20 protein-coding genes and 3 pseudogenes are annotated in these 24,080 nt (G+C 69.9%); 19 read left to right on the plus strand and 4 right to left on the minus strand.

Annotated elements, in window-relative coordinates; all coding sequences use genetic code 11:
* The first annotated feature begins 69 nt into the window (after window positions 1-69).
* A complete protein-coding gene (locus OG936_RS34310; RefSeq protein ID WP_406499745.1) occupies window positions 70-1,365 on the plus strand; it encodes an alpha/beta fold hydrolase in 1,296 nt (431 codons plus the stop codon).
* A 68-nt stretch (window positions 1,366-1,433) separates the two neighbouring features.
* On the opposite strand, the gene OG936_RS34315 is transcribed toward OG936_RS34310, so the two are convergent.
* Window positions 1,434-2,006 (minus strand): rhodanese-like domain-containing protein, encoded by a 573-nt coding sequence (locus OG936_RS34315; RefSeq protein WP_406499746.1) that lies wholly within the window; start codon window positions 2,004-2,006, stop codon window positions 1,434-1,436.
* A 100-nt stretch (window positions 2,007-2,106) separates the two neighbouring features.
* On the opposite strand from OG936_RS34315, the gene OG936_RS34320 reads away from it, so the two are divergent.
* The 15 genes and pseudogenes from OG936_RS34320 (at window position 2,107) to OG936_RS34390 (ending at window position 17,982) form a co-directional block, all read left to right on the plus strand.
* Window positions 2,107-2,385 (plus strand): metal-sensitive transcriptional regulator, encoded by a 279-nt coding sequence (locus tag OG936_RS34320; protein WP_406499747.1) that lies wholly within the window; start codon window positions 2,107-2,109, stop codon window positions 2,383-2,385.
* 85 nt (window positions 2,386-2,470) lie between these two features.
* Window positions 2,471-3,202 carry a PIG-L deacetylase family protein gene (locus tag OG936_RS34325; protein ID WP_406499748.1) on the plus strand — a complete coding sequence of 244 codons (732 nt, stop codon included), beginning with the start codon at window positions 2,471-2,473 and terminating at the stop codon, window positions 3,200-3,202.
* A gap of 137 nt (window positions 3,203-3,339) precedes the next feature.
* Complete coding sequence (locus OG936_RS34330) at window positions 3,340-6,024, plus strand: beta-N-acetylglucosaminidase domain-containing protein (protein WP_406499749.1); 2,685 nt, start codon at window positions 3,340-3,342, stop codon at window positions 6,022-6,024.
* Between the two features lie 207 nt (window positions 6,025-6,231).
* On the plus strand, window positions 6,232-7,200 hold the full coding sequence (locus tag OG936_RS34335) for an NADPH:quinone oxidoreductase family protein (RefSeq protein ID WP_406499750.1): 969 nt from the start codon (window positions 6,232-6,234) through the stop codon (window positions 7,198-7,200).
* Window positions 7,197-8,384, plus strand: coding sequence for an acyl-CoA dehydrogenase family protein (locus OG936_RS34340; protein ID WP_406499751.1), 1,188 nt, complete (start codon window positions 7,197-7,199; stop codon window positions 8,382-8,384). Before OG936_RS34335 ends, OG936_RS34340 begins: the two co-directional genes overlap by 4 nt.
* Window positions 8,381-9,511 (plus strand): acyl-CoA dehydrogenase family protein, encoded by a 1,131-nt coding sequence (locus tag OG936_RS34345; RefSeq protein ID WP_406499752.1) that lies wholly within the window; start codon window positions 8,381-8,383, stop codon window positions 9,509-9,511. Before OG936_RS34340 ends, OG936_RS34345 begins: the two co-directional genes overlap by 4 nt.
* 164 nt (window positions 9,512-9,675) lie before the next feature.
* Complete coding sequence (locus tag OG936_RS34350; RefSeq protein WP_406499753.1) at window positions 9,676-11,280, plus strand: ABC transporter substrate-binding protein; 1,605 nt, start codon at window positions 9,676-9,678, stop codon at window positions 11,278-11,280.
* Window positions 11,281-11,303: 23 nt separating this feature from the next.
* Window positions 11,304-12,269 (plus strand): ABC transporter permease, encoded by a 966-nt coding sequence (locus OG936_RS34355; protein WP_406500728.1) that lies wholly within the window; start codon window positions 11,304-11,306, stop codon window positions 12,267-12,269.
* The gene (locus tag OG936_RS34360) at window positions 12,262-13,119 is read left to right on the plus strand and encodes an ABC transporter permease (protein WP_383755040.1); all 858 of its coding nucleotides are present in this window, start codon (window positions 12,262-12,264) and stop codon (window positions 13,117-13,119) included. The genes OG936_RS34355 and OG936_RS34360 overlap by 8 nt, the downstream gene beginning before the upstream one ends.
* Before the next feature lie 107 nt (window positions 13,120-13,226).
* Window positions 13,227-14,144 carry an ABC transporter ATP-binding protein gene (locus tag OG936_RS34365; RefSeq protein WP_406500730.1) on the plus strand — a complete coding sequence of 306 codons (918 nt, stop codon included), beginning with the start codon at window positions 13,227-13,229 and terminating at the stop codon, window positions 14,142-14,144.
* The gene (locus tag OG936_RS34370; protein WP_406499754.1) at window positions 14,137-14,835 is read left to right on the plus strand and encodes an ABC transporter ATP-binding protein; all 699 of its coding nucleotides are present in this window, start codon (window positions 14,137-14,139) and stop codon (window positions 14,833-14,835) included. Before OG936_RS34365 ends, OG936_RS34370 begins: the two co-directional genes overlap by 8 nt.
* Window positions 14,763-15,361, plus strand: a pseudogene (locus tag OG936_RS34375) (hypothetical protein); the annotation flags it as partial. The gene OG936_RS34370 and the pseudogene OG936_RS34375, both read left to right, overlap by 73 nt.
* A gap of 139 nt (window positions 15,362-15,500) precedes the next feature.
* Window positions 15,501-15,695, plus strand: a complete 195-nt coding sequence (locus OG936_RS34380) for a hypothetical protein (RefSeq protein WP_406499755.1) — start codon at window positions 15,501-15,503, stop codon at window positions 15,693-15,695.
* Window positions 15,696-16,053: 358 nt separating this feature from the next.
* The gene (locus OG936_RS34385) at window positions 16,054-17,304 is read left to right on the plus strand and encodes an IS256 family transposase (protein WP_406499756.1); all 1,251 of its coding nucleotides are present in this window, start codon (window positions 16,054-16,056) and stop codon (window positions 17,302-17,304) included.
* Window positions 17,305-17,355: 51 nt separating this feature from the next.
* Window positions 17,356-17,982, plus strand: a complete 627-nt coding sequence (locus OG936_RS34390) for a GyrI-like domain-containing protein (protein WP_406499757.1) — start codon at window positions 17,356-17,358, stop codon at window positions 17,980-17,982.
* A gap of 128 nt (window positions 17,983-18,110) precedes the next feature.
* Here the strand turns inward: OG936_RS34390 and OG936_RS34395 are convergent, their stop codons facing one another.
* Both OG936_RS34395 and OG936_RS34400 read right to left on the minus strand, forming a co-directional pair.
* Window positions 18,111-18,476, minus strand: a complete 366-nt coding sequence (locus OG936_RS34395; protein WP_266752643.1) for a DUF779 domain-containing protein — start codon at window positions 18,474-18,476, stop codon at window positions 18,111-18,113.
* 367 nt (window positions 18,477-18,843) lie between these two features.
* A pseudogene (locus OG936_RS34400) lies at window positions 18,844-19,639 on the minus strand (transposase).
* Between the two features lie 220 nt (window positions 19,640-19,859).
* Here OG936_RS34400 and OG936_RS34405 point away from each other — a divergent pair.
* From OG936_RS34405 to OG936_RS34415, 3 genes and pseudogenes are all read left to right on the plus strand, one after another.
* Entirely contained in the window at window positions 19,860-20,042 is a 183-nt protein-coding gene (locus OG936_RS34405; RefSeq protein WP_266751052.1) for a hypothetical protein, read from the plus strand.
* Between the two features lie 297 nt (window positions 20,043-20,339).
* A pseudogene (locus OG936_RS34410) lies at window positions 20,340-21,168 on the plus strand (IS5 family transposase).
* Window positions 21,169-21,409: 241 nt separating this feature from the next.
* A complete protein-coding gene (locus OG936_RS34415; protein ID WP_406499758.1) occupies window positions 21,410-21,586 on the plus strand; it encodes a hypothetical protein in 177 nt (58 codons plus the stop codon).
* Window positions 21,587-21,865: 279 nt separating this feature from the next.
* Here the strand turns inward: OG936_RS34415 and OG936_RS34420 are convergent, their stop codons facing one another.
* Window positions 21,866-23,923, minus strand: a complete 2,058-nt coding sequence (locus tag OG936_RS34420) for a PA14 domain-containing protein (protein ID WP_406499759.1) — start codon at window positions 23,921-23,923, stop codon at window positions 21,866-21,868.
* Window positions 23,924-24,080: the final 157 nt, after the last annotated feature.

Genomic DNA, 24,080 nt, shown 5'->3' on the forward strand with positions numbered 1-24,080 from the left:
GGGGCGCGACGGTCCGTGTCACGGCCGTGTGCTGAACTGTCCGTGGCACATCTGATTCAGGAGCACCTTGTGAGCAGCTACCGGCACCCCGGCATCGTCTTCACCGACCGCTATTTCACGGTCCCGCTCGACCACACCGATCCGGGCGGCGAGCAGATCGAGATCTTCGGCAGGGAGGCCGTGGCGAGCGGCAGGGCCGGGGAGGAGCTGCCCTGGCTGGTCTATCTGGAGGGCGGCCCCGGCTTCGGCGCCCGGCGCTTCATCGGCGCGGAGGCATGGCTGGGACGGGCGGTGGAGGAGTACCGGGTGCTGCTCCTCGATCAGCGCGGCACCGGCCTGTCCACCCCGGCCAACCGGCAGACCCTGCCGCTGCGCGGCGGTCCGCGCGAGCAGGCCGACTACCTTGCACACTTCCGGGCCGACAACATCGTGCGCGACTGCGAGCTCATCCGCCCGCGGCTGACCGGTGGCGAACCGTGGACGGTCCTCGGTCAGTCCTTCGGAGGCTTCTGCGCCGTCCGCTATCTGTCGGCCGCCCCCGAAGGGCTCAGGACCGTCCTGATCACCGGCGGGCTGCCCTCGCTCGACGCGCACGCCGACGACGTCTACCGGGCCGCCTACCCGCGGATCGAGCGCAAGGTCGCCGCCCACTACACGCGCTACCCGCAGGACGTCGAACGGGCCCGGGAGATCACCGCTCACCTCGCGGAGCACCGCCCGGAAAGCGCGGGCCACCGTCTGACGCCCGAGGGGTTCCAGTCCCTCGGGATCATGTTGGGCGGCGGCAACGGCAGCCACCAGCTGCACTACCTGCTGGAGAACGCCTTCGTCCGCACGCCGCTGGGCACCGAGCTCTCGGACACGTTCCAGGAGGCGATGCGCACGGCGAGTTCGTTCGCCGGGCATCCGCTGTACGCGCTGATGCACGAGGCGATCTACGGCCAGGGCGAGCGGCCCACCGGCTGGGCCGCCGAGCGGGTCCGTGCCGAATTCCCCCAGTTCGACGCGGCCACGGCGCTCAAGGGCGACGGCCCCGTGCTCTTCACCGGTGAGAGCATCCACCCCTGGCACTTCGAGGTCGATCCGGCGCTGCGCCCGCTGCGCGAGACCGCCGAACTGCTGGCCTCCCGTACCGACTGGGCGCCGCTCTACGACACCGAGCGGCTGGCCGCCAACGAGGTGCCCGTCGCCGCGGCCGTCTACCACGACGACATGTACGTCGATACCGGGCACGCGCTGCGCACCGCGGCGGCGATCCGCGGGCTGCGTACCTGGGTGACCAACGAGTACGAGCACGACGGGCTGCGCGCGGGCGGACCGCGCGTACTGGACCGGCTGCTCGCCCTGGTCCGGGACGAGGTCTGATCCGTTCCCGCGAGCGGCAGGAGCCGGTCACGCACCCGCGTGACCGGCTCCTCGCGTCGCTCGGTGCGTCAGCCCTGGAGGGCGTCCAGCGTCGCGTCCAGGTTCGCGGCCGAGCGCGGGGCGCGGTTGTACGGAAGCTTCGACAGGGCCGCCGCCATCCCGCACGTGTTGGTCACGGCGGAGAAGACGAGTCCGGAGCCGATGCCCGCGGCGACCCACCGGGCGGCCGGGAAGCGCACCCCGGCCAGCAGGCCGGCCACCACCAGAGAACCCGCGGCGAGCCGGACCTGACGCTCCATCGGCCAGGTCGGCCGGGCCCCGGCCGGACGGTCGAGATCGCGGCCCTCGCCCTCCCAGGCCGAGGTACCGCCGGACAGTGTCACGGCGTCGATGTCGGCCGCGGCCAGAATGTCGCAGGCCCGGGTGGAGCGGACGCCGGAGGCGCACACCACGAGCAGCGAGCCGCGGGCAGCGGCGGACTTCAGGGCGGGCACGGCCTCGGGGAGACGGTCCAGCGGGATGTTCAGGGCACCGGGCACGTGCCCGGAGGCGTACTCGCCGGGGGCCCGCACATCGATGACGGTGAACTCCGCGAGACGGGCCGCGGCCTGGGCGGGCGAGAGGGAGACGGGGCTGGTCACGAGCAGTTGATTCCTTTCGTTCACCGGGGCCGAGGAGGAACTCGGGCTCTCCTGCCCCATGCGGTTAGAATACCCCTTGGGGTATCAGTAGGAGGATGTTGTGGAACTCGACATGGCGGCCGACGAACTGAAGTCGGTCCTCAACCGCCTTCGCCGCGCGCAGGGCCAGCTCGCCGGGATCATCAGGATGATCGAGGAGGGCCGGGACTGTGAGGACGTCATCACGCAGATGGCGGCCGTTTCCCGGGCGCTCGACCGGGCCGGTTTCGCGATCATCGCGACGGGCCTGCAGCACTGCATGGCCGACGGCGGCGGTGAGCCCGCGGACCGGGACCGGATGCGGGCGCGGCTGGAGAAGCTCTTTCTCTCGCTGGCCTGACCGAGGAGCAGGGGGCGATGCCGTGAACGGGGGCGATCACCGCCCGGTCCGGCGCGTGGGCGTGGTGAGGTCGTAACCTGCCGGCATGACGGAGCAGCTGACGCCCATGCCCGCGGACTGGCGACGTGCCCTCGCCGTGGTCGCGCACCCTGACGACCTGGAGTACGGCTGCGCGGCGGCGATCGCGGACTGGACCGATGGCGGGCGCGAGGTCACCTACCTCCTCGCCACCCGGGGCGAGGCGGGCATCGACTCGCTCTCCCCGGAGGAATGCGCACCACTGCGCGAGCGGGAACAGCGGACGAGCGCGGCGGTCGTCGGCGTCACCACCGTGGAGTTCCTGGATCACCGCGACGGAGTGATCGAGTACGGAATCCCGCTGCGCCGCGATATCGCCGCGGCCATCCGCAGGCACCGTCCCGAACTGGTCATCACGCTCAACCACCGCGACACCTGGGGCGGCATCGCCTGGAACTCCCCTGATCACCGGGCGGTCGGCCGTGCCGCCCTGGATGCCGCGGCCGACGCGGGAAACCGCTGGATCTTCCCGGAGCTGACCGGGGCGGGGCTCCCGCCGTGGAACGGGGTGCGATGGGTCGCGGTGGCGGGGTCGGCCACCCCCACCCACGCCGTGGACGCGACGCCCGGACTGGAGCGGTCCGTGGAATCGCTGCTGGCGCACCGTACGTACATCGAAGGGCTGACGGAGGAGAACCCCGAGGTGTACTGCCGTACCTTCCTGACCGGACACGCGCAGTCCGCGGCCGACCGGTTCGGGGGTCGCCCCGCCATCACGTTCGAACTCTTCGCCCGCTGAAAGTAGGCCACGCAGGGCAAAGCTGCAGGTCCAGGTGTTGATGTTGTCCAGACCATTGACATGCAAGCGACACGGTGTTGAATTCAGTGTCGTTGTGTTGTGTGACTCCGGTGACTTGAGTGATCAATGGAGGACCTGTGACGCCTCGCCCATTCCGTTTCACCGCACTCGGTACGGCGGCGACCCTGCTGGCCGGCGGTCTGCTGGCCGCGGTGCCGCCCGCCCAGGCAGCCGACGGCCCCGGGACCGCCGCACCGGCGAAGTCCGTGGCGGGGCAGCGGACCCCCGCCATCGCGCCGACCCCGCAGTCCGTGCGGAACCGGCCCGACCGGATCACCATCAGCCCCACCGTCACCGTGTTGGCGGGCGCAACCGCCGACGAGCCGTCCCTCGAGGTGGTGGAGACCGCCCTGCGCCGGGCCGGTGCACAGCGCATCGTACGCAGCGACAAACCCGGCAGGAGCGGGCTCACCGTCCACGTCGGTGACTCCGCCGCGCTCGCCGCCCAGCACCTCGACGGCCCGTCCGGGCTGCCCGCCGAGGGCTATGTGCTCGGCATCGGCGCCGACCGCATCGTCCTCGCCGGCAAGGACACCACCGGCACGTACTACGCCGCACAGACCCTGCGTCAGGTTCTGCCGCAGGTGAAGCATCCTGGGGCCGACGTCGCCGGACTCGCCGTACGCGACTGGCCCGGCACCGCACTGCGCGGCGTCATCGAGGGCTTCTACGGCACCCCGTGGTCGCACGAGGCCCGGCTCGACCAGCTCGACTACTACGGCGAGCACAAGATGAACATCTACGTGTACTCGCCGAAGGACGACGCGTATCTCCGGGCGAAGTGGCGCGACGCCTACCCCGCCGACCAGCTGGCCCGGATCAAGGAGCTCACCGACCGGGCCGTCGAACGGCACGTGGAGTTCACGTACGCGCTCTCGCCCGGCCTCTCCGTCTGCTACAGCTCGGACGCCGACGCCAGGGCCCTGGTGGACAAGTTCCAGACGATCTGGGACATCGGCGTACGGACCTTCGCCATTCCGCTCGACGACATCAGCTACACCGACTGGAACTGCGCCGAGGACAAGGCGAAGTGGGGGACCGGCGGGGGTGCGGCGGGCGCGGCGCAGGCCTATCTGCTCAACCGGGTCAACAAGGAGTTCATCGCCACCCACCCGGGCGCCCAGCCGCTCCAGATGGTCCCCACCGAGTACTACAACGTCTCCGCGTCGCCGTACAAGAAGGCGCTGGCCGAGCAGCTCGACCCCGGTGTCCTGGTCGAATGGACCGGTGTCGGCGTCGTCGCACCGACCATGACCGTCGCGCAGGCCGAGGCCGCCCGCACGGTCTTCAACCACCCGATCCTGACGTGGGACAACTACCCGGTCAACGACTACGCGACCAACCGGCTGCTGCTCGGCCCGTTCAACGGACGGGAGAAGGGCCTGCCCGGCAAGCTGGCCGGGATCACCGCCAACCCGATGATCCAGCCGTACGCCTCGAAGATCGCGCTCCACACCGTTTCCGATTACGCCTGGAACGACGCCGCGTACGACCCGCGCACCTCATGGGGCGAGGGGCTGAAGGAGTACGCGGGCGGCGACCCCCGCACCGAGAAGGCGCTGCGGGCCTTCGCCGACGTCAACTACAGCTCCGCCCTCAACAAGGACCAGGCGCCCGAGCTGGCGGCCGAGTTCGCCCGCTACTGGGAGTCCGGCGACGCCGCGCGGCTCACTTCGGTGCTCGGCGCGCTCGGCTCCGCACCCGGACGGTTGCGCGGCAGCCTTCCGGACCGCGGCTTCATCGCCGACTCCGGCCCCTGGCTGGACGCCACCGAGTCCTGGGCCGCCGCCGCCCGTACCGCCCTGCGCATGGTCGAGGCGGCCCGCGCCGGAAAGGGCGCGCAGGCCTGGGAGCTGCGGCAGCAGCTGCCCGCACAGGTCGCCGCGGCGAAGGCCTTCGCCTACACGGGTCTGGACGGCCGCAAGGTGCCGGTCCTCGTCGGCGACGGCGTGCTGGACCGGTTCATAGACGCGGCGAGCGCCGAACACGACCGGATCCTCGGCGTGAGCGGCCGGCCCTCGGCGACGACGAGCCTGGGCACGTATCAGAGCAACACGGTCGCGCGGATGCTGGACGGCGACGACTCCACCTACTTCTGGAGCGACCGCGCGCCCGCCGCGAGCGACCAGGTCACCGTGGACCTGGGCCGGGTCCGGGACATCGGCGAGATCACCCTCGCCATGGCCAAGCCCGGCAGCACCGACGACTACCTCCATCAAGGCGTGCTCGAATACTCCTCCGACGGGCAGAACTGGCAGCAGTTGACCGCCTTCTCCGGAAAGCCGGACGTCACCGCGACCGCGCCCGCCGGAACGAAGGCCCGCTATGTGCGGGCACGGGCGACGGCCGGCCAGGACAACTGGCTCGTCGTACGGGAGTTCAGCGTCCCGGCCGAGGAGGGCGCGGTTACCGGAGGCCCGCCCGCCGCGGCCGGATCCTTGCTGCGGGCGGCGTTCGACGGGGACCCGGGCACCGTCTACCGGGCGGCCCGCGCTCCGGAGGCCGGGGAGGCGCTGGAGGTGGGGCTCGCCGCCGCGCGCCCCGTGCGGTCCGTCACCGTCCTGCAGCCGGCCGGGTCCGCCGGGCGTGCCGACATCCAGCTGCGCGGCACCGACGGAACGTGGCAGACGGTCGGCGCGCTCGCCGGCCCGTACGCCGAGGTGCCTGCCGCAGGCCGTATCGCCGACGCGGTGCGACTGGTCTGGCGCGCGGGGTCGGCGGCGCCGCAGATCGCCGAAGTGGTGGTGGCCGGCCAGGACTGACGTCCGGCCGCACGACCACGCCGGGGACGTGCCGGCCACCCGGCTCGAACACGCCCGGTCCGGCCCGAAGCGCTTCGGGCCGGACCGGGCGCGGTCATGCCCGCCTCCGGCCGAAACCGGCAGCGGCCGGTTGTTCCCAGAGAAGCAAGCAACCGCTTAGTATGCGCCGCAGCAGTGGTAATGCCGACAGTGTTGTGGAGGTCTCTCATGCAGGCATGGCGAGTGCACCGGAACGGCGAGCCGAACGAGGTGATGCGGCTCGAAGAGACCGACCGGCCCACGAGCGGCGCCGGGCAGGTGCTCATCGAGGTACTCGCGGCGGACATCAACTTCCCCGACGCGCTGCTCTGCCGCGGCCAGTACCAGATGCGGCCCCCGCTGCCGTTCACGCCCGGGGTGGAGATCTGCGGCCGGACGCCGGACGGCCGCAGGGTGCTCGCCACGCCCGCCCTGCCGAACGGCGGATTCGCCGAGTACGTCGTCGCGGACGAGGCGTCCCTGCTGCCCGCCCCGGAAGCCCTGGACGACGCCGAGGCCGCCGCCCTCCACATCGGCTACCAGACCGGCTGGTTCGGTCTGCACCGCAGGGCACGTCTCCAGACGGGCGAAACGCTCCTGGTCCATGCGGCGGCCGGTGGGGTCGGCAGCGCGGCCGTCCAGCTCGGCAAGGCCGCCGGAGCGAGTGTCATCGGCGTCGTGGGAGGCCCCGAGAAGGCGAAGATCGCCGGCGCGCTCGGCTGCGACCTGGTCATCGACCGCCGGAGCGAGGACATCGTCGCCGCAGTGAAGGAAGCGACCGGCGGGCGCGGCGCCGACGTGGTGTACGACCCCGTCGGCGGCGACGCCTACGCCAAGTCCGTGAAGTGCGTCGCCTTCGAGGGCCGGGTGATCGTCGTCGGCTTCGCGAGCGGAGTCATCCCCACCCCGGCGCTGAACCACGCCCTCGTCAAGAACTACTCGATCGTCGGACTCCACTGGGGTCTGTACAACACCCAGGATCCGGCCGCCGTCCACGCCTGCCACGAGGAACTCACCCGCCTCGCGGCCGAAGGGGTCATCAAGCCGCTGATCAGCGAGCGTGTCGGGCTGGACCAGGCCGCGGTGGCCGTCCAGCGGGTCGCGGACGGCACCAGCACCGGCCGGATCGTCGTCCTCCCGTCAGGAGCCACCCGATGACGACCCCCGACGCGGCCGAACTCCGCCGCCGTACCCAGGAGCTGCTCGCCGCACACCCCCCGGCCACCACCGACCGCACCGAATTCCTCAAGGCCCGCTTCGACGCCGGACTCGCCTGGGTGCACTACCCGGCCGGCCTCGGCGGCCTCGACGCGCCGCGCTCCCTGCAGTCCGTCGTCGACGCCGAACTCGTCGCCGCGGGCGCCCCCGACAACGACCCGCGCCGGATCGGCATCGGCCTCGGCATGGCCGCGCCCACCATCCTCGGCTACGGCACCGACGAGCAGAAGCAGCGCTTCCTGCGACCGCTGTGGGTCGGCGAAGAAGTCTGGTGCCAGCTCTTCAGCGAACCGGGCGCCGGCTCGGACCTCGCCGCGCTCGGCACCCGCGCCGTCCGTGCCGGCGAGGACTGGGTGGTCGACGGACAGAAGGTCTGGACGTCCAGCGCCCATCTGGCCCGCTGGGCGATCCTCATCGCCCGCACCGACCCGGACCAGCCCAAGCACCGCGGCATCAGTTACTTCATCTGCGACATGACGGATCCCGGCGTCGAGGTGCGGCCGCTGCGCCAGATCACCGGCGAGGCCGAGTTCAACGAGGTCTTCCTGACCGGCGTACGCATCCCGGACAGCAGGCGCCTCGGCCCGGTCGGTGAGGGCTGGAAGGTTGCGCAGACCACACTGATGAACGAGCGGGTCTCCATCGGCGGGGCACGCATCCCCCGCGAGGGCGGCATGATCGGCCCGGTTGCCCGCACCTGGCGCGCACGCCCCGATCTGCGCACCCACGACCTGCACCAGCGCCTGCTGAGCCTCTGGGTCGAGGCCGAGGTCGCCAGGCTCACCGGCATCCGGCTGCGCCAGCAGCTCGTCGCCGGGCAGCCCGGCCCCGAGGGCTCCGGTATGAAGCTCGCCTTCGCCCGGCTCAACCAGGAGATCAGCGGACTGGAAGTCGAACTTCTCGGCGAGGATGGCCTGTTGTACGGCGACTGGACCATGCGCCGCCCGGAACTCGTCGACTTCACCGGACACGACGCCGGATACCGCTATCTGCGCTCCAAGGGCAACTCCATCGAGGGCGGCACCAGCGAGGTACTGCTCAACATCGTCGCCGAACGCGTCCTCGGGCTGCCCTCCGAGCCGCGCAACGACAAGGACGTCCCCTGGAAGGACCTGGCCCGATGACCGCACCGACCGAAGAGACCCAGGCGCCCGATCTGCTGTACTCGCAGGCCGAGGACGATCTGCGGGCGGCGGTGCGTTCGCTGCTCGCCGACCGGTGCGACGCGCCGGCGGTGCTCGCCCGCATCGAGTCCGACGCGCCGTACGACCAGCGGCTCTGGAAGGCCCTCGCCACCGACATCGGCGCCGCCGGACTGCTGGTGCCCGAGGAGCTGGGCGGGCAGGGCGCCGGGCACCGCGAGGCCGCGGTGGTGCTGGAGGAGCTGGGGCGCGCGGTCGCCCCCGCGCCGTATCTGACCAGCGCGGTCGTCGCCACCGAGATCCTTCTCGCGCTGGGGGCACTGGACGGCCCGGTCACCGAACTGCTCCGCGACCTCGCCGCCGGGCGCAAGGTCGCGGTCCTCGCCGTACCGTTCTCCGCCCTGTCGCCCGGCGCTGCGCAGCCGGCCGGTGTCGTGGCCGACGCGCTGGAGGGGACCATGACCGGCATCGCCGACGCGCCCGCGGCCGACGTGCTGCTGGTCCCCACGACCGACGGCCTGTACGCGGTGGAGACCGGCGCCGAAGGCGTCACCGTCGAGCCCCTCGTCCCGCTCGACCTGACCCGCCCGCTCGCCACCGTCACCCTCGCCAAGGCCCCCGGAACCCGCCTGGCCAACGGTGCGTCCGCGGTCTTCGCCGTGCGCAGGGGCCTGCTGGCGGGCGCCGGACTGCTCGCCTCCGAGCAGCTCGGACTCGCCGAGTGGTGCCTGACCGAGACCGTCCGGCACACCCGCGAACGGCACCAGTTCAACCGGCCCGTCGGCTCGTTCCAGGCCCTCAAGCACCGTATGGCGCAGCTCTGGCTGGAGGTCGTGTCGGCCCGCGCCGCCGCGCGGAACGCCGCGGACGCCCTTGCGATCGGCAGCCGCGACACGCCGTTGGCGGTGGCCGTCGCGCAGGCGTACTGCTCGAAGGTCGCGGTGCATGCGGCGGAGGAGTGCGTTCAGCTGCACGGCGGCATCGGCATGACCTGGGAGCACCCGGCGCACCTGTACCTCAAGCGCGCCAAGGCCGACTCGATCGCGTACGGAACGGCCGGAAGCCATCGCGAGGTCATCGCCGAGCTGGTCGATCTGCTCGCACCGTAAGGAACTCCTCGTGGTGCGGGGGTAGTTGGGAGCGCAGGTGCGTGCCGGCGCACCTCCGCTCCGTCGTTCCGGCGTCCGGTGGGGTACCGCGCATCCCTTTACCTGTTGTTTAATTGCGACTGATTCGCAATAACAGTCGATCTTCAATAAGGGATGTGCAGAGTATGACGGGCCGATCGATACGGGGAGCGGTCGCCGCGACACTGGCGACCGTACTGTCGTTGACCGCGGCAGCCTGCTCACAACCGGGTGGCTCGGACGGCAGCGACTACGGTTCGGGGGCGGGGGAGTCGGCGGTGGTCGGAATCGCCTACGAGCCCGACACCCTCAGCCCGCTGCTGGGCTACGGCAAGGACGGCAACTCCAAGATCTTCGACGGGCTGCTCGCCCTCGACGCGCACATGAAGCTGCGGCCCGCTCTCGCCGCCGCCCTGCCCGAGGTGAGCGACGACGGACTGACGTACACGTACAGGCTCCGCCAAGGCGTGAAGTTCAGCGACGGGAAGCCGTTCGGCGCCAAGGACGTCGTCTTCACCTACCGCACCATCCTTGACGAGAAGACCAACAACGCGTCCCGGAGCGAACTCGACGCGGTGAAGAGCGTCGCGGCGACCGGCGACGACACCGTGGTCTTCACACTCAAGTACCCCTACGCGCCCTTCGCCCAGCGCACCGTCCTGCCCATCGCCCCCGAACACGTCGCGGGCAGGCAGGACGTCAACACCGGCGCCTTCACCACTCACCCCATCGGCACCGGACCGTACGTCCTCACCAAGTGGTCCAAGGGCGAGAAGCTGAGCTTCAGGGCCAACCCCGACTACTGGGGCGGCGCACCGAAGGTGAAGAAATTCACCATGGCGATCATCAAGGACGACGACATACGCGCCACCCGGCTGCGCTCCGGTGAGCTCGACGGCGCGATCCTGCCGCCCAACCTGGCCAAGGGCTTCGCCCGCGGCAGCGGCATGCGGACGTACGCCGCCACGACGTACGACTACCGCACCGTGACCCTGCCCACCCACAACAAGGTCACCGGCGACACCGCGATCCGGCGCGCCCTCGATGTCGCCGTCGACCGCGAGACCATGGTCGACTCCATCCTCAACGGCGAGGGCAGGCCCGCCTACGGCCCGGTCCCCACCGACAGCGAGTGGTTCACCAAGGGCACCGAACGCACCCACGACCTGACCGCCGCGAAGAAGATCCTCGACGACGCCGGGTGGACGCCCGGCAAGGACGGCATCCGCACCAAGGACGGCGTACGCGCCGCGTTTCCCCTCTGGTACCTCACCGGCGACAAGCTCCGCCAGGACCACGCACTCGCCTACGCGTCCGACGCCAAGAAGACCGGCATCGACATCACCACCGAGGCCGGTACCTGGGAGGTCATCGAGCCCCGGATGAAGCAGGACGCCGTCCTCGCGGGCGGCGGATCGCCCGCCGACCCCGACTTCGACCAGTACACCCTGCTGAAGTCCTCGCTCGCGGGCGACGGCTTCAACAACATGGCGTGGTACGACAACAAGGCCGTCGACCAGGCCCTCGAAGCGGGCCGCAGGAGCGGCGACACGACCGCGCGCAAGGCCGCCTACGACACCGTCCAGCGCGAACTGGTGAAGAACCCCGGATACACCTTCCTCACCCACATCGACCACCTCTACGTCGTGAAGGACCGTTTCGGCGCCCTCACCACCCAGGTGGAACCGCACGACCACGGCCTGGCATCCGGCCCGTGGTGGAACGTCGAGGACTGGACGCCGACGAAGTGAACCACCGCCTTCCCTGGGGGCAGATGGGCAGGATGGCGGGACGACGAGTGCTGCTCGCCGTCCCCGTCCTGGCCGCGGTGACGTTCGGCGTCTTCGCCGTCGCCGCCGCTTCCCCCTTCGACCCCGTCAAGGCGTACGCGGGCACCGCCGGTCTCACCGCCTCGCAGGAGAACCTCGATCAGCTGCGGGCCAACCTCGGCGTCGACCAGCCCCTCGTGACCCGCTGGTGGGACTGGCTGACCGCCGCGCTCAGCGGTGACCTCGGCGACTCCAGCGTGATGCGCCAACCCGTCGCCGATGTCATCGGCGAGCGCCTGGGCTGGTCCGTGCTGCTCGCCGCGACCGCCTTCCTCGTCGCAGTCGTCCTGGGCACCGGCCTCGGCGTACTGGCCGCGCGCCGACCGGGCGGCCTCCTCGACCGGTGCGGCAGCTCCGCCGCGTACACGCTCGAAGCAGCCCCGGCCTTCTGGCTCGGACTGCTCGCCATCTGGTTCTTCGCCCTGAAACTCGATGTGCTCCCGGCCGGCGGCCTCACCGACGCGGCCAGCGATACCGTCACCTTCGGCCAGGTCGCCAACCACCTGGTGCTCCCCGCGTCCGTGCTCGGGATCTCCCAGCTCCCGTGGTTCTTCCTCTACGTACGCCAGGGTGTCGCCGACGCGCTCGACGAGGATCCGGTGCGCGGCGCCCGCGCCCGCGGACTGCGCGAACGCACCGTGCTGCTCGGCCACGCACTGCGCTCCGGCATGCTGCCGATGCTCACCCTGATCGGCTCCCGCGTCCCCGAACTCATCACCGGCGCCCTGCTCGTCGAGACGGTCTTCAGCTGGCCCGGCATCGCCGCCGCCACCGTCCAGGCCGCCACCTCCGTCGACTTCCCACTGCTCGCGGCGCTCACCGTGCTCGCCACCGCGGCGGTCGTCCTCGGTAACCTCCTCTCCGATCTGCTGTACGCGATCGCCGACCCGAGAGTGGGCTTCGATGGCTGAACTCGTCCTCGGATCCACCCGCCGCACCAGCCGCCGCATCCGGGTGGCCGGCTCCGCCGGAATCGTCGCCGCGGTGCTGCTCGCGGTCCTGCTCGTACCGCCGCTGGTCCAGCTCGACCAGCAGGCCGTCGACCTCGCGGCCAGACTCCGACCCCCGTCCTGGGAGCACCCGTTCGGCACCGACGACGTCGGCCGCGATCTGCTGCTGCGCTGCGTGTACGGACTGCGCGTATCGCTGCTCGTCGGCATCGTCGCCGGGCTCACCGCCACCGTCATCGGGACCGCCGTGGGTGCGCTCGCCGCCGCGTTCGGGGGCTGGACCGACCGGATCGTCATGCGGCTCGTGGACACCTTCTCGTCCGTACCGCACCTGCTGCTGGGCATCTTCATCGTCGCCATGTTCCGGCCCGGCGTCGGCCCGGTGATCGTGTCCGTCGCCCTCACCCACTGGCTCTCGACGGCCCGGATCGTCCGCTCCGAAGTGCTGTCGCTGCGCTCACGCCCGTTCATCGACGCGGCGATCTCCGGCGGCGCCTCACGCGGGCGGGTCATCGTCCGGCATCTGCTGCCCGCGGTGCTCCCGCAGGCGGGCCTCGCCGCGGTTCTCATGGTGCCGCACGCCATGTGGCACGAGTCCGCGCTCTCCTTCCTGGGGCTCGGACTCCCCACCCACCAGGCGAGCCTCGGCAACCTCATTCAGACGGCGCGCGGTTCGCTGCTCGCCGGGGACTGGTGGCCGACGCTCTTCCCCGGCCTGTTCCTGATCATTCCGACCCTCGCCCTGGCGGGCCTCGCCGGTGCCTGGCGGGAACGGATCAACCCGCGCCGCCGATCGGAGCTGATGCTGTGAACACCGTCCCGGACCCACGGAACCTGGACGCGCAGAGCCTGGACCCGCGGACGCAGGACCCACGGTCCCCGGTCCTTTCCGTCCGTGGGCTCTCCGTCCGCTTCAGGATGCGCGGCGGGCGGCACATCGCGGCCGTCAGCGACGCGCACTTCGACCTCGCGGCGGGGGAGTGCCTCGCCCTGGTCGGCGAGAGCGGCTGCGGCAAGTCCGTGCTCGCCTCCGCGCTGCTGGGCCTGCTCCCCGGCAACGCGCGGACCGCGGGCTCGGCGCTGCTCCACGACGGCACCGATCTGCTCACCGCCGATGAACGGACCCTCGCCCGCACGGTACGGGGCCGCCGCATCGGACTCGTACCGCAGAGCCCCGCAGCCCACCTCACTCCGGTCCGCACGGTGCGCGCCCAACTGGAGGAGACCCTCCGCGAACTGACCGGCATCCGAAGGCCCGCACTGCGCGCCGCCGCTGAAAAGGCCGCCGCGCGTGCCGCGTTCCCGGCCGGCCACCTGGACCGGTACCCGCACGAACTCTCCGGCGGCCTCGCCCAGCGCGCCGCCACCGCGCTGGCCCTGATCGGCGACGCACCCCTGCTCCTGGCCGACGAACCGACCACCGGACTCGACCGCGACCTGGTCGAGCGGACCGTCGACGAACTGCGCCGCCACACCGACGGCGGCAGGGCCCTCCTGATCATCACCCACGACCTGGCGGCGGCCGAGCGGATCGCCGACCGGGTCGCCGTGATGTACGCGGGCCGCATCGTCGAACTCGCCGACGCCGAACGGTTCTTCGGGGAACCAGGACCGCGCCACCCGTACGCCCGCGGTCTCCTCGACGCCCTCCCGGAGCGCGCCTTCGTCCCCATCCCCGGAATGCCGCCGGAGCTCGGCGCGCTCCCCGACGGCTGCGCGTTCGCGGCCCGTTGCGGCCGCGCCGACGACCGGTGCTCCGTCCCGCCCCCGTTCGACGGCCGTCTCGCCTGCCACCACGGCGTGCGGACAGCCGCGGAGGAGTCCGCCCATGCTTGAACTCACCCGTATCACGGCCGGATACGTCCCCCGCGCCCCCGTGGTCCGTGACGCCTCACTGACGGTTGAACCCGGCGAATCCGTCGGACTGCTGGGCCCGAGCGGTTGCGGTAAATCGACCCTGGCCAGGGTCGCCGCGCTGCTGCACCGCCCGGACACGGGCACGGTCACACTGGATGGCCGACCGGTACGGGGCTGGCGGCACCGCGCCCCGAGGGCGCAGCGCACCGCTGTCGGCGTCGTCTTCCAACAGCCCCGGCTCTCGGCCGACCCCCGGCTCAGCCTCCGCGAACTCATCGCCCAGCCCCTGCGCGCCACTGGCCGGCGCTCGACGGTGACCGACCGGGTGGCCGAACTGGCCCCGACCGTCGGCCTCACCGCCGAACTGCTGAACCGGCGTCCGCACGAGGTGAGCGACGGTCAGTTGCAGCGTGCCTGCCTCGCCAGGGCATTGGTCCTGCGGCCGCGCTGGCTGATCTGCGACGAGATGACGGCGATGCTCGACGCGTCGACGACCGCCGCGCTGGTCGCGGTCGTCGAGTCCTACCGACGCGAGTCCGGGGCCGGTCTGCTGGCGGTCGGCCACGACCGGGTGCTGCTGGAACGCTGGTGCGACCGCACGGTCGGCTGGCAGGAAATCACCGGGCACGGCACACCGGACCCGGCTACCACGACCCCGTCCAGCTGCTGATCGACATCAAGACCGACGGGGCGGCCGCCTACGTCGAACTCGACCGGCAGCTCCGGCGGTTCCGGCAGGTGCTGACGGTGTACCAGCACGGCCGCGTCCGGCCCGGCGCGATCACGCCCGTCATCTCCGGCGATCGTGCCGCCCGCATCCCGATGGAGGCCCAGCGCACCCGCTACGCCTTCTACGACGGCGGGCCCGACGACCTCGGGACCGCGGCCACCGCGTCGTTCATTCCGCTCATCAGCAGCAGTGGGAGCGACAACTTCGGCCGGCTGGGCGCGGGCCCCTTCCCCGTGGCCGAGCGGGACAAACTGCGCTCGCTCGTCACCACGGCCCACCGAAGCGGTCAACGCGTCCGCTTCTGGGCCACTCCCGACATCGCGGGACCGGAGCGGGAGGCCGCATGGACGAGCTGCCGGCCGCCGGAGCCGACCACCTGAACACCGATGACCTGGCGGGGCTCGAACACTCCCTCCGTACCCATGACCGGGACACCGGGGCCGAGCCCGCTGCGCTCGGCGGCTGACCGGAGACGGGCGCGAGGTCCGGGGCGTGACAGCCAGTCAACACCCGTATGGCGGACACGCCAGTCCGCCGGATGGCCTCCCCGCTACGCCACACTGGCGGCCGAATGCCGCATTCCGGCGCGGCGGAGGAGGTTGGCCATGGCCATTTCTATCTCACTGGTGCTGTTTCTGCTGATCCTTGCGGTGATCTTTCTCCGCAACGGGGGGCTGAAGATCTCGCATGCGCTGGTCTGCGCCATGCTCGGGTTCTTCCTCGCAGGTACGAGCATGGCGCCGACCATTCAGAACGGTCTGACGGCCACGGCCGACGTCGTCAGCAGCCTGAAGCCCTGACGGCAGCGGGGCGGCGGGGCGAGCGACGGACGGCATGTGTTTCTCCTCGCTGACGTGACCGGCTGCGCTCCGGTGGCCGTCGACGCGGGGTCACCCCGCCGGGAGCGCCCCGCCCGCCGGTACCACCGATGCCGCGATCATTCAGTCATCGCCACCGCACCGACAAGGATTCTTGCCGTTCCGGCAAACCGCCGCTGTACGGCACCCCGTCACGAGCCGACGAGGAGCAATGCTCAGGACTTGTGGATCGGCCTCGGGTGGGATGCCCCGTGTGATGTGGAGGGCGTACCTTCCCGAGTGATCGACTCAAGGTCATCGAGGAGGCCCGCGTTGCACCGCGGGTCGGGAGGGCACGCCCGTGCTGAGCGTAGTCAACAAGGACGGGACCACCGAGACTGGCTCCCTGATGGACGACATCGTCCGCGAGGGTGCCCGGCGGATGCTCGCTGCGGCCTTGGAGGCCGAGGTCAACCAGTACATAGCCGAGCTGGCAGGCCAGCGTGACGAGGCCGGCCGCCTGGTCGTCCGTAACGGGCACCACCGTGAGCGGACCGTGACCACGGCCGCCGGGCCGGTTGCTGTGAAGGCGCCGCGCGTGAACGACAGGCGCGTGGACGAGGCGACGGGCGAACGTAAGCGGTTCTCGTCGAAGATCCTCGCGCCGTGGTGCCGGAAGTCTCCAAAGATCAGCGAAGTCCTGCCCCTTCTCTACCTGCACGGACTGTCCTCCGGCGACTTCGTGCCCGCGATGGAGCAGTTCCTCGGCTCGGCCGCTGGCCTCTCCCCGGCGACGATCACGCGGCTGACGAAGCAAGGGCAGGACGACCACACCGCCTTCCAGGCCCGCGACCTGTCGGAATCCGACTATGTCTACGTGTGGGCTGACGGCGTCCATCCCAAGGTCCGTCTCGGCCAGGCACATTCCTGTGTCCTGGTACTCATGGGTGTGCGCGCGGACGGCAGCAAGGAACTCATTGCGCTCGCCGAGGGGCTACGAGAGTCGACCGAGTCCTGGGCGGACCTGCTGCGAGACTGCCGCCGGCGCGGCATGACCGATCCCGAACTCGTCGTTGGCGACGGTGCGATGGGAATGTGGCGGGCCCTCGCGGAGGTGTTTCCGCAGGCCAGGCATCAAAGGTGCTGGGTTCACAAAACCCGCAACGTGATCAATGCCCTGCCGAAGTCGGCCCAGCCCGGCGCAAAGAAGGCCCTCCAAGAGATTTACAACGCCGAGGACCGTGACCACGCCGAGAAGGCTATCCGCGACTTCGAGAGTGCCTACGGCGCGAAGTGGGCGAAGGCGGTGAAGAAGGTCACCGGCGAGATCGACGAGCTCCTTGCGTTCTACGACTTCCCCGCCGAGCACTGGGTTCACCTGCGCACGACAAATCCAATCGAAAGCACTTTCAGCACCGTGAAACTCAGGACGAAGGTCACCCGCGGGGCCGACAGCGCGGCTGCGGCTCTGGCCATGGTGTTCAAGCTGGCCGAGTCCGCCCAAGCCCGCTGGCGCGCGATCACCGCACCTCACCTCGTCGCTCTCGTCCGCAACGGCGCCCGCTTCAAGAACGGTCACCTCGTCGAACGCCCCAAGGTCACCGCAGCCTGAACAACCCGGCTGCCCCGTCGTGACAATCACTCACCAGGAAGGCACCTCGGCATGACCACCAAGTACGACGTCAAGCGCGAGCTCAAGAAGTGCTACTCGCCCAAGAACACTGACTGGGAGCTCGTCGACATCCCCGAGCTCCATTTCCTTGCGATCGACGGGCACGGCGACCCGAACACCAGCGCCGCTTACCGCTGCGCGGTCGAGGCGCTCTACGCGGTCGCCTATACCGTTAAGTTCGCGACCAAAGGTGACCTCGGCAAGGACTTCGTCGTGGGCCCGCTTGAGGGACTGTGGTGGGCGGACGACATGGACGACTTCCTGGCCGGGCTCAAGGACAACTGGCGATGGAGACTGCTCATCAACGTCCCCGACTGGATCACCAGTGACATGATCGAAGACGCCAAGCACACCGCCCTCACCAAGAAGAACCTTCCGGCTATTCCGGATGTTCGGTCACAGACGCTGCACGAGGGCAACAGCGCCCAGGTCCTCCACATCGGCCCTTACGACGACGAGACACCGATCCTGACCAGGCTGCACCACGAGTACCTCCCCGCCAACAACCTGCGGGAGGCGGGGCTGCACCACGAGATCTACCTCAGCGACCCACGCAGGACTGACCCCGCCAAACTCAGGACGATTCTGCGGCAACCCGTAGAAGCGCAATCCGGTTGAGCGACCTCGGCGCGTCAGCGAAGGGCCAACGCCCGCGAGGCAAGTTGGAGAGCAGTGCTCGTCGAACGACCAGAAGAAATCAGAAGGTGATCAGCAAGCGCAATGGCACGCCGATCCACAGGTCTTGACTATTCCTCGCCGACGAGACGCGACCGGATCAGGAACCGCACCCCTTCCGGAGCCTCCAGGGAGAATCCGCTGCCCCGCCCCTCCACCACGTCGACGATCAGCCGGGTGTGCGCCCACACCTTGTACTGGCTCCTCGACATCCAGAACGGGACGCTTTCCGTCACCCCGTCGACATCGAGTGAGGCCAGCAGCACGTCCGAGCCGCCGGTACGGAACCCACCGGCCTGGTAACACATGGGCGCACTGCCGTCGCAGCAGCCGCCCGACTGGTGGAACATCAGCGGACCGTGCACCGCGCGCAGCCGGCGCACCAGATCGGCGGCTGCGGGGGTCAGCTCTACGGGTGGCGCGTCCCACGGGATCATCGCGGACGGCTCGAACGGAGTTTCCCCGGCACGCAGTTGGCCGGGATGCGGATTCTTCGTCTCGTCTCGGTTCATGCATCAGCCCTTGTCGCATCGGATGGCGCACCGGTCGGCTGGGACGATATGGGCGAACGCTACCAGTCCGGCTCCGTTCAGCAAGGGGTTGTGAGCTGCTGTCGGTTTGCTGAGCTGAAGTGAGTTTTAGCCTCGAAATTTCGTGACTCTCCGTCGGTTTCTTCGACGGGCCGTCACGGCTGTTCGGACTGGTAGTGGGCACGCTGATGGCCCGGTTGTCGCGTCGGGTGCGCGCCGGGTTCCACTTTCCCGGGGTGGTGGTGCGGGTCGTCGGGGCGGTCGAAGTGGCTGGTCAGCCGGGGTTCGGGAGGGCTTGGAGCCGGTCGATTGCCCGGGTGATCACGCTGGTCCAGGGCCATCGGGTGGTGAAGCGGAGCCAGTGGCGGCGGCCGGTGTTGATGAGTTGCGCGGCGGCGGAGAACAGGCGGAGCCGGAGTCTTTTGGGCTCCCAGCGGCGCGTGTCGCCGGTCAGGGCGAGCATCGGCATCCAGCCAAGGAGGTCGAGCGCGAGGGAGACGATCTCCAGCCAGACCTGGTTTCCCGGCTTGGCCGTGGTCGACGAACGCGACCAGCGGATGATGGCCGAAGGTTTTCTTCCAGGTGGGTGTGGCGTCCTGTTTCTCGGAGTGCGCGAGGACCAGGACTCCGTCGATGTCCACGACCACCTGCCCACCGGCGGCCGGAGCATTGGCCCCGGCCAACTCCCAGACCCGCTTTCGTACTTCGGCACGGGCCGAGCGGATCACGGTCAGTGCCTTCGGTCCGGATGCGGCCAGGGCGCCGACCAGGCGGGAAACGGTCGGATCGGAGGCCACCGGGCCGAACACCTCGGGCTCGGCCCGCAGCATCGCCACATCCGCCAGGCAATCCCCGCCCAGAGCCACCGTGAGAGCGACATCCAGCAGGACCTTGCCCGGGTCGTGTACCGCCCGCGGCCTGCGCCACGGCGCCAAAGCGGCCGATATCGCTTTGTCCAGACCGGACTTGCGGACCGTCTCGACCAGCAGCACCGCCCCGGCCTGCGAGACCACCGAGCGGCCACCGCCCTCGACACGGACAGGCGGGTACGACCCGCTACGCTTCTTCATCTGAGGAGTGCAGCTTTCTTGACGACGACCAGGACCCTAGACAAGTCTCATCGTCCAAGGTCAGAGGCACTCCTCGCCTCTTTGATCACGCTTTGGACTGACCCGCTCATGAAAGCCCGAGGTTAGCGCAGTTGGTGTACTCCATAGAGAGGACCTGGCGTTCGCGGCTTGGTCGCACGAGTGGGTCGCCCAGCAGCTTGAGACGGCTACGGCGCCGGAGATGACAGCAGCGTTGGAGGCCGCCACCGGTCAGAACGTGCCACACAGCGACGACATATTCGTCCGCCTGGTCGAGGCGGTCAGTCCCGAAGCGGTGTCGCTGCCGCGCAACGTGTTCAACGGCCCTCACGATCAGCGGTGGATTCCGAATTCGGAGGGTACGGCTTTTGTGCCGTTGCCATGAACGTTTAGCCGTGGAGCCACGGTGCGTGCTCGCGAGTCGCTCGCAGATGTGGGACTCCGCCTCTGGGAGTAGACGCCTTGAGCGCACGAAATCCCGCGCCCAGTCCTCCAGGCCCCCGCGTCGGTCTATCAGAGTGTTGTCCAGGTCGAAAAGCGCCAGCACGGAGCGACGGTACGCGATGGGCATGCCGTCTCAGAGGGCGGTATGTGACGTGATGCCACGTTTGCTGTCGCTGGAACGTGTGGCACAGGCGTATCGGGGCTGATCGGAGAGTCCTGTCGTGCTGGAGTGTTCCTCGTGAGAGACCGCCAGCCCTACAAGAGCGACTTATCCGACGAGCGGTGGGCCCTGATCGAGCCCGTCATCGCTTCCTGGAAGGCTCAGCATCCCTCCGTCAGCGGCCACCAAGGCGCCTACGAGATGCGGGAGATCGTCAACGCCCTGCTTTACCAGTCCCGTACCGGCTGCCAGTGGGACTACCTCCCCCACGACCTGCCCCCGGTCGGAGCGGTGAAGTACTACTTCTACAAATGGCGCGACGACGGCACCGACCAGACCATCCACGACCTGCTGCGTTGGCAGGTCCGCGAGAGCCGGGGGCGCAAGGCCGACCCGAGCCTGGTGGTGCTCGACACCCAGAGCCTGCACGCGGCCGCCGGGGTGCCCGCCGACACCACCGGAAGGGACGCGGCAAAAAGTCTCAGGCCGCAAACGCGGCCTGGCAGTTGATGTTCTCGGTCTGGTGATCGCGGTGGTGGTGCTGGCCGCGTCCGCGCATGACAACGCCGCCGGCATCGCATTGCTGGACAAGGTCGCGGCCGACACCGACACGGTGCAGAAGGCCCTGGTGGACCAGGGGTTCAAGACCGCCGTCGTCGACCACGGGCAGAAGGTGGGCATCGACGTCGAAGTCGTCGAGCGCAACCCGGCAACCAGCGGGTTCGTCCCGCAGCCCAAGAGGTGGGTGGTGGAGCAGGTGAACGGGATCATGATGCTGCACCGCAGGCTGGTACGGGACTACGAGCACCGGCCCGCCTCCGCCGAGTCGAGGGTGTACTGGGCCATAAGCGACCGGATGGCCCGGATGCTCACCGCGACCTCCACCCCTACCTGGCGCGGCGCATGAGCGGCAGCGAGCTGACCTTGGGAGCGGTGCTGGCGCACCTGGAGGAGCAAGAGCGCGATATCGCCGCGCAGGCCGAGGCTACACGGGGACGCATCGCGGAACTCACTGCGCAATTGGGGAGTTCGACCGGGCCGCCGAGGAGGTCCGCATCACCCGCAAGACGCTGCTGGCTCTGCCTGATCCATCCCCGCCGACGCCGCCGGCCGCGAAGCTGCCGGACCATCCGGCCTACCGGCAGATCATGGCGGTGTTCGCCGCGGCCGACGCCCCGCTGCGGGCGCGGGCGGTCTGCGAGGCGATGGATCTGGAGATCGCGCCCAGCAACGTCAACAACGTCCGGCTGAAGCTCAAGCGGCTGGCCGAACGCGGGATCCTGATCGAGCCCGAGCAGGGGTTGTTCACCCAGCCGCGGCCATAGTCACCCGGAGAGGCCACCACCAGCCCGACAGCTCCAGCTGCAAGCGCGAAACGGGCAGCACGTTACTTACTGCCCTCTCAGTTCCCATCTCACCGTCCGTCTCCGGATGGTCCGTGCCATGCCGTCCGCTCACGCATCGCTCACGCGGCGGGCGATGCTCGTCGGATGCTCTACTTGTAGGCGCCGATGACCGCTGGGCACCTGCCACCCGCCAGCGGTCAGTGGCTCTCAGTGCAGCCAGGTACGGCCGGGCGCGCCTTGGCGCCCGGCCGTGTTCTGTCACTCCCAGCCGGTGGACGTTGCCGAGCCGGTGGCGGGCTCGGACTCGTTGCCGTAGATATCCACTGCGGTGATCGCGTAGTAGTAGGTGACGCCGGGCTCGATGTAGTGGTCCACGAGGTGGACGGGGGCGGGGCCGCTGTACTCGAAGATCGTGTCCGGTGAGTACACCTCGATGATGTGCCCCTTCAGTGGCTTGCTGTTGAGCCGATACTCGGGGGCGACGCGGACATCGGGGCTGGTGGATCGGTAAATGTTGAAGCCCTTGAGGTCGGCTTCGCCGCCGCTGGTCCAACTCACGTGCGTCTCACGGAAGCCGTCGCTCGCCGTGAGGGCCCCGGGGACGGCGGGGGTGTCGCGGATGCTGCTGACGAACGCAGGGGCGGACGCGGTGCCGACGCCGTTGACCCGTACGAGCTTGTAGGTGAGCGGGACGTTCAGCGGCGCCGTGGTGTCCACGTAGTACGTCGCGAAGAGCGACAGCCGGGCGACCGGCTCGTAAGTGCCGCCCTCGCCTGCCGCGCGGTACAGCATCTGGTGGTCGTACCGGCCGACGGCGGAGCCGTTGGGCGGCTGGAAGGGGTCCCACCACAGTTCGATGCCGCCCGTGTTCTCACGGGCCAGCAGTCCCTCCGGAGTCGGCCAGGGGCCGGTGCCGGACCCGTCGAGCCGGGTGGCTGACGCGATGGCCGACGGGAGGGACTCGGCTCCGGAGGCGTCCACAGCCGTGACGTAGTACTGCGACAGCACGCCCGTGGGCGCGGTGGGGTGGTGGAGGCTGGTGGAAGTCACCGGCGTGGACGTCAACTTCGTCCAGTCCAGGTCCGCGGCGGACTTGAAGTAGACGTGGTATCCGGTCGGCGTGGCTCCCGCGGGCGGCTTCCAGGTGACGGTGTTGCCGTCGTACCAGTCGTCGGCGGTCACCCCGGTGGGAGCGGGAGCGGCATCGGCGCCGGCGGCCGGGCGCGCGGCGCTGACGGCCGCCGAGAACGCGGAGAGATTGCCCAGGCGGTCGGACGCGCGCACCTTGTACCAGTAGGTGACGCCTGGCTCGGCAGACGCGTCAGTGTAAGCCGGAATGACGACATCCCCTGAGCCCAGGCGGGTGAAGGTACCGGTGGGCGAGGTGGCCCGGTAGACCCAGTAGCCGGGGTAGTAGGGGTTATCGTCGGTGGTGTCGGGATGCCACGTCAGCGTGACGGCCGGCGGTGTGCCCTTCGCCTTGACGCCGGTCGGCGCGGCAGGCCCCGTCTTGTCCACCGAGGTCACCGTCTGGGCGGCGGAGCGGGCGGTCTCGTTGCCAGCCTTGTCCACGGCGGTGACGGCGTAGCCGTACGCGTCGCCGGTGGCGGGCGGGGTGTCGAGGTACGACGGCGAGGTGACCAGGCCCGTGCCGCTGATCCTGGTCCAGGTGGTGGAGGTGCCGGTGCGGCGGTAGACGCGATACCCCGCCAGGTCCATCTCGACGTTCTTCGTCCAGGTGAGGCTGGTCTTGAGGGTGCTGGTGCTGTAGGCGGCCTTCAGACCGGTGGGCGTCAGCGGTTTGACTTTGTCGACGCTCGCGCTGGTGACCGGGGCGTACGTGAACTTCACGTTGGCCCTGCCGGTGAAGGCGGCGAAGTCGACACGGATGGTGTGGGTGCCCTTGGGGATCGTCACGCGGACGCTCTTGCCGCGCGTCGCGGAGACGTTCGACCACAGGTCGATCTTGCGGACCCCGTCGAGGTAGACCCGGATGCCGTCCTGCGCGGCGGCGGAGAAGGTGAACGGCCCGCCGGAACCGAAGTCGCGGCTCACGGTCCAGCGGACGCCAAAGTTGTCACGCGGCAGCGCAACGCCCGCCGGGTCACCGGTGCCGTAATTCTCGTTGATCGCCGTGTCGCAGGTGGTCTTCTTCGGCGTACCGCTGAACGAGGTGTTCGCGTAGTACTTCGCCGTCCATACACCGGAGGCACAAGGCGTGGCCGCGTGCGCGGTGGACGCGGCCAGAGTCGCCACACCTGTGGCGGGCAAGAGTAAACCGAGCGCGGCGCAGACCGCGCGTTTGTTGATGCGCATGTGAAAGTCCCCTCCCTGGGGGAAATCTTTGCAAAGTCGCAGTAATAAGGAAAGCCTTCCGGCGAGGAAGGCTCGGCGTGCACACCCGCTCACGCCTGACGCTTCGCGCCCCCCGGACGCTTTGGACTGACCCGCTCATGAAAGCCCGAGGTTAGTG

It is taken from the genome of Streptomyces sp. NBC_00846, assembly GCF_045207325.1.
Lineage (GTDB): Bacteria > Actinomycetota > Actinomycetes > Streptomycetales > Streptomycetaceae > Streptomyces.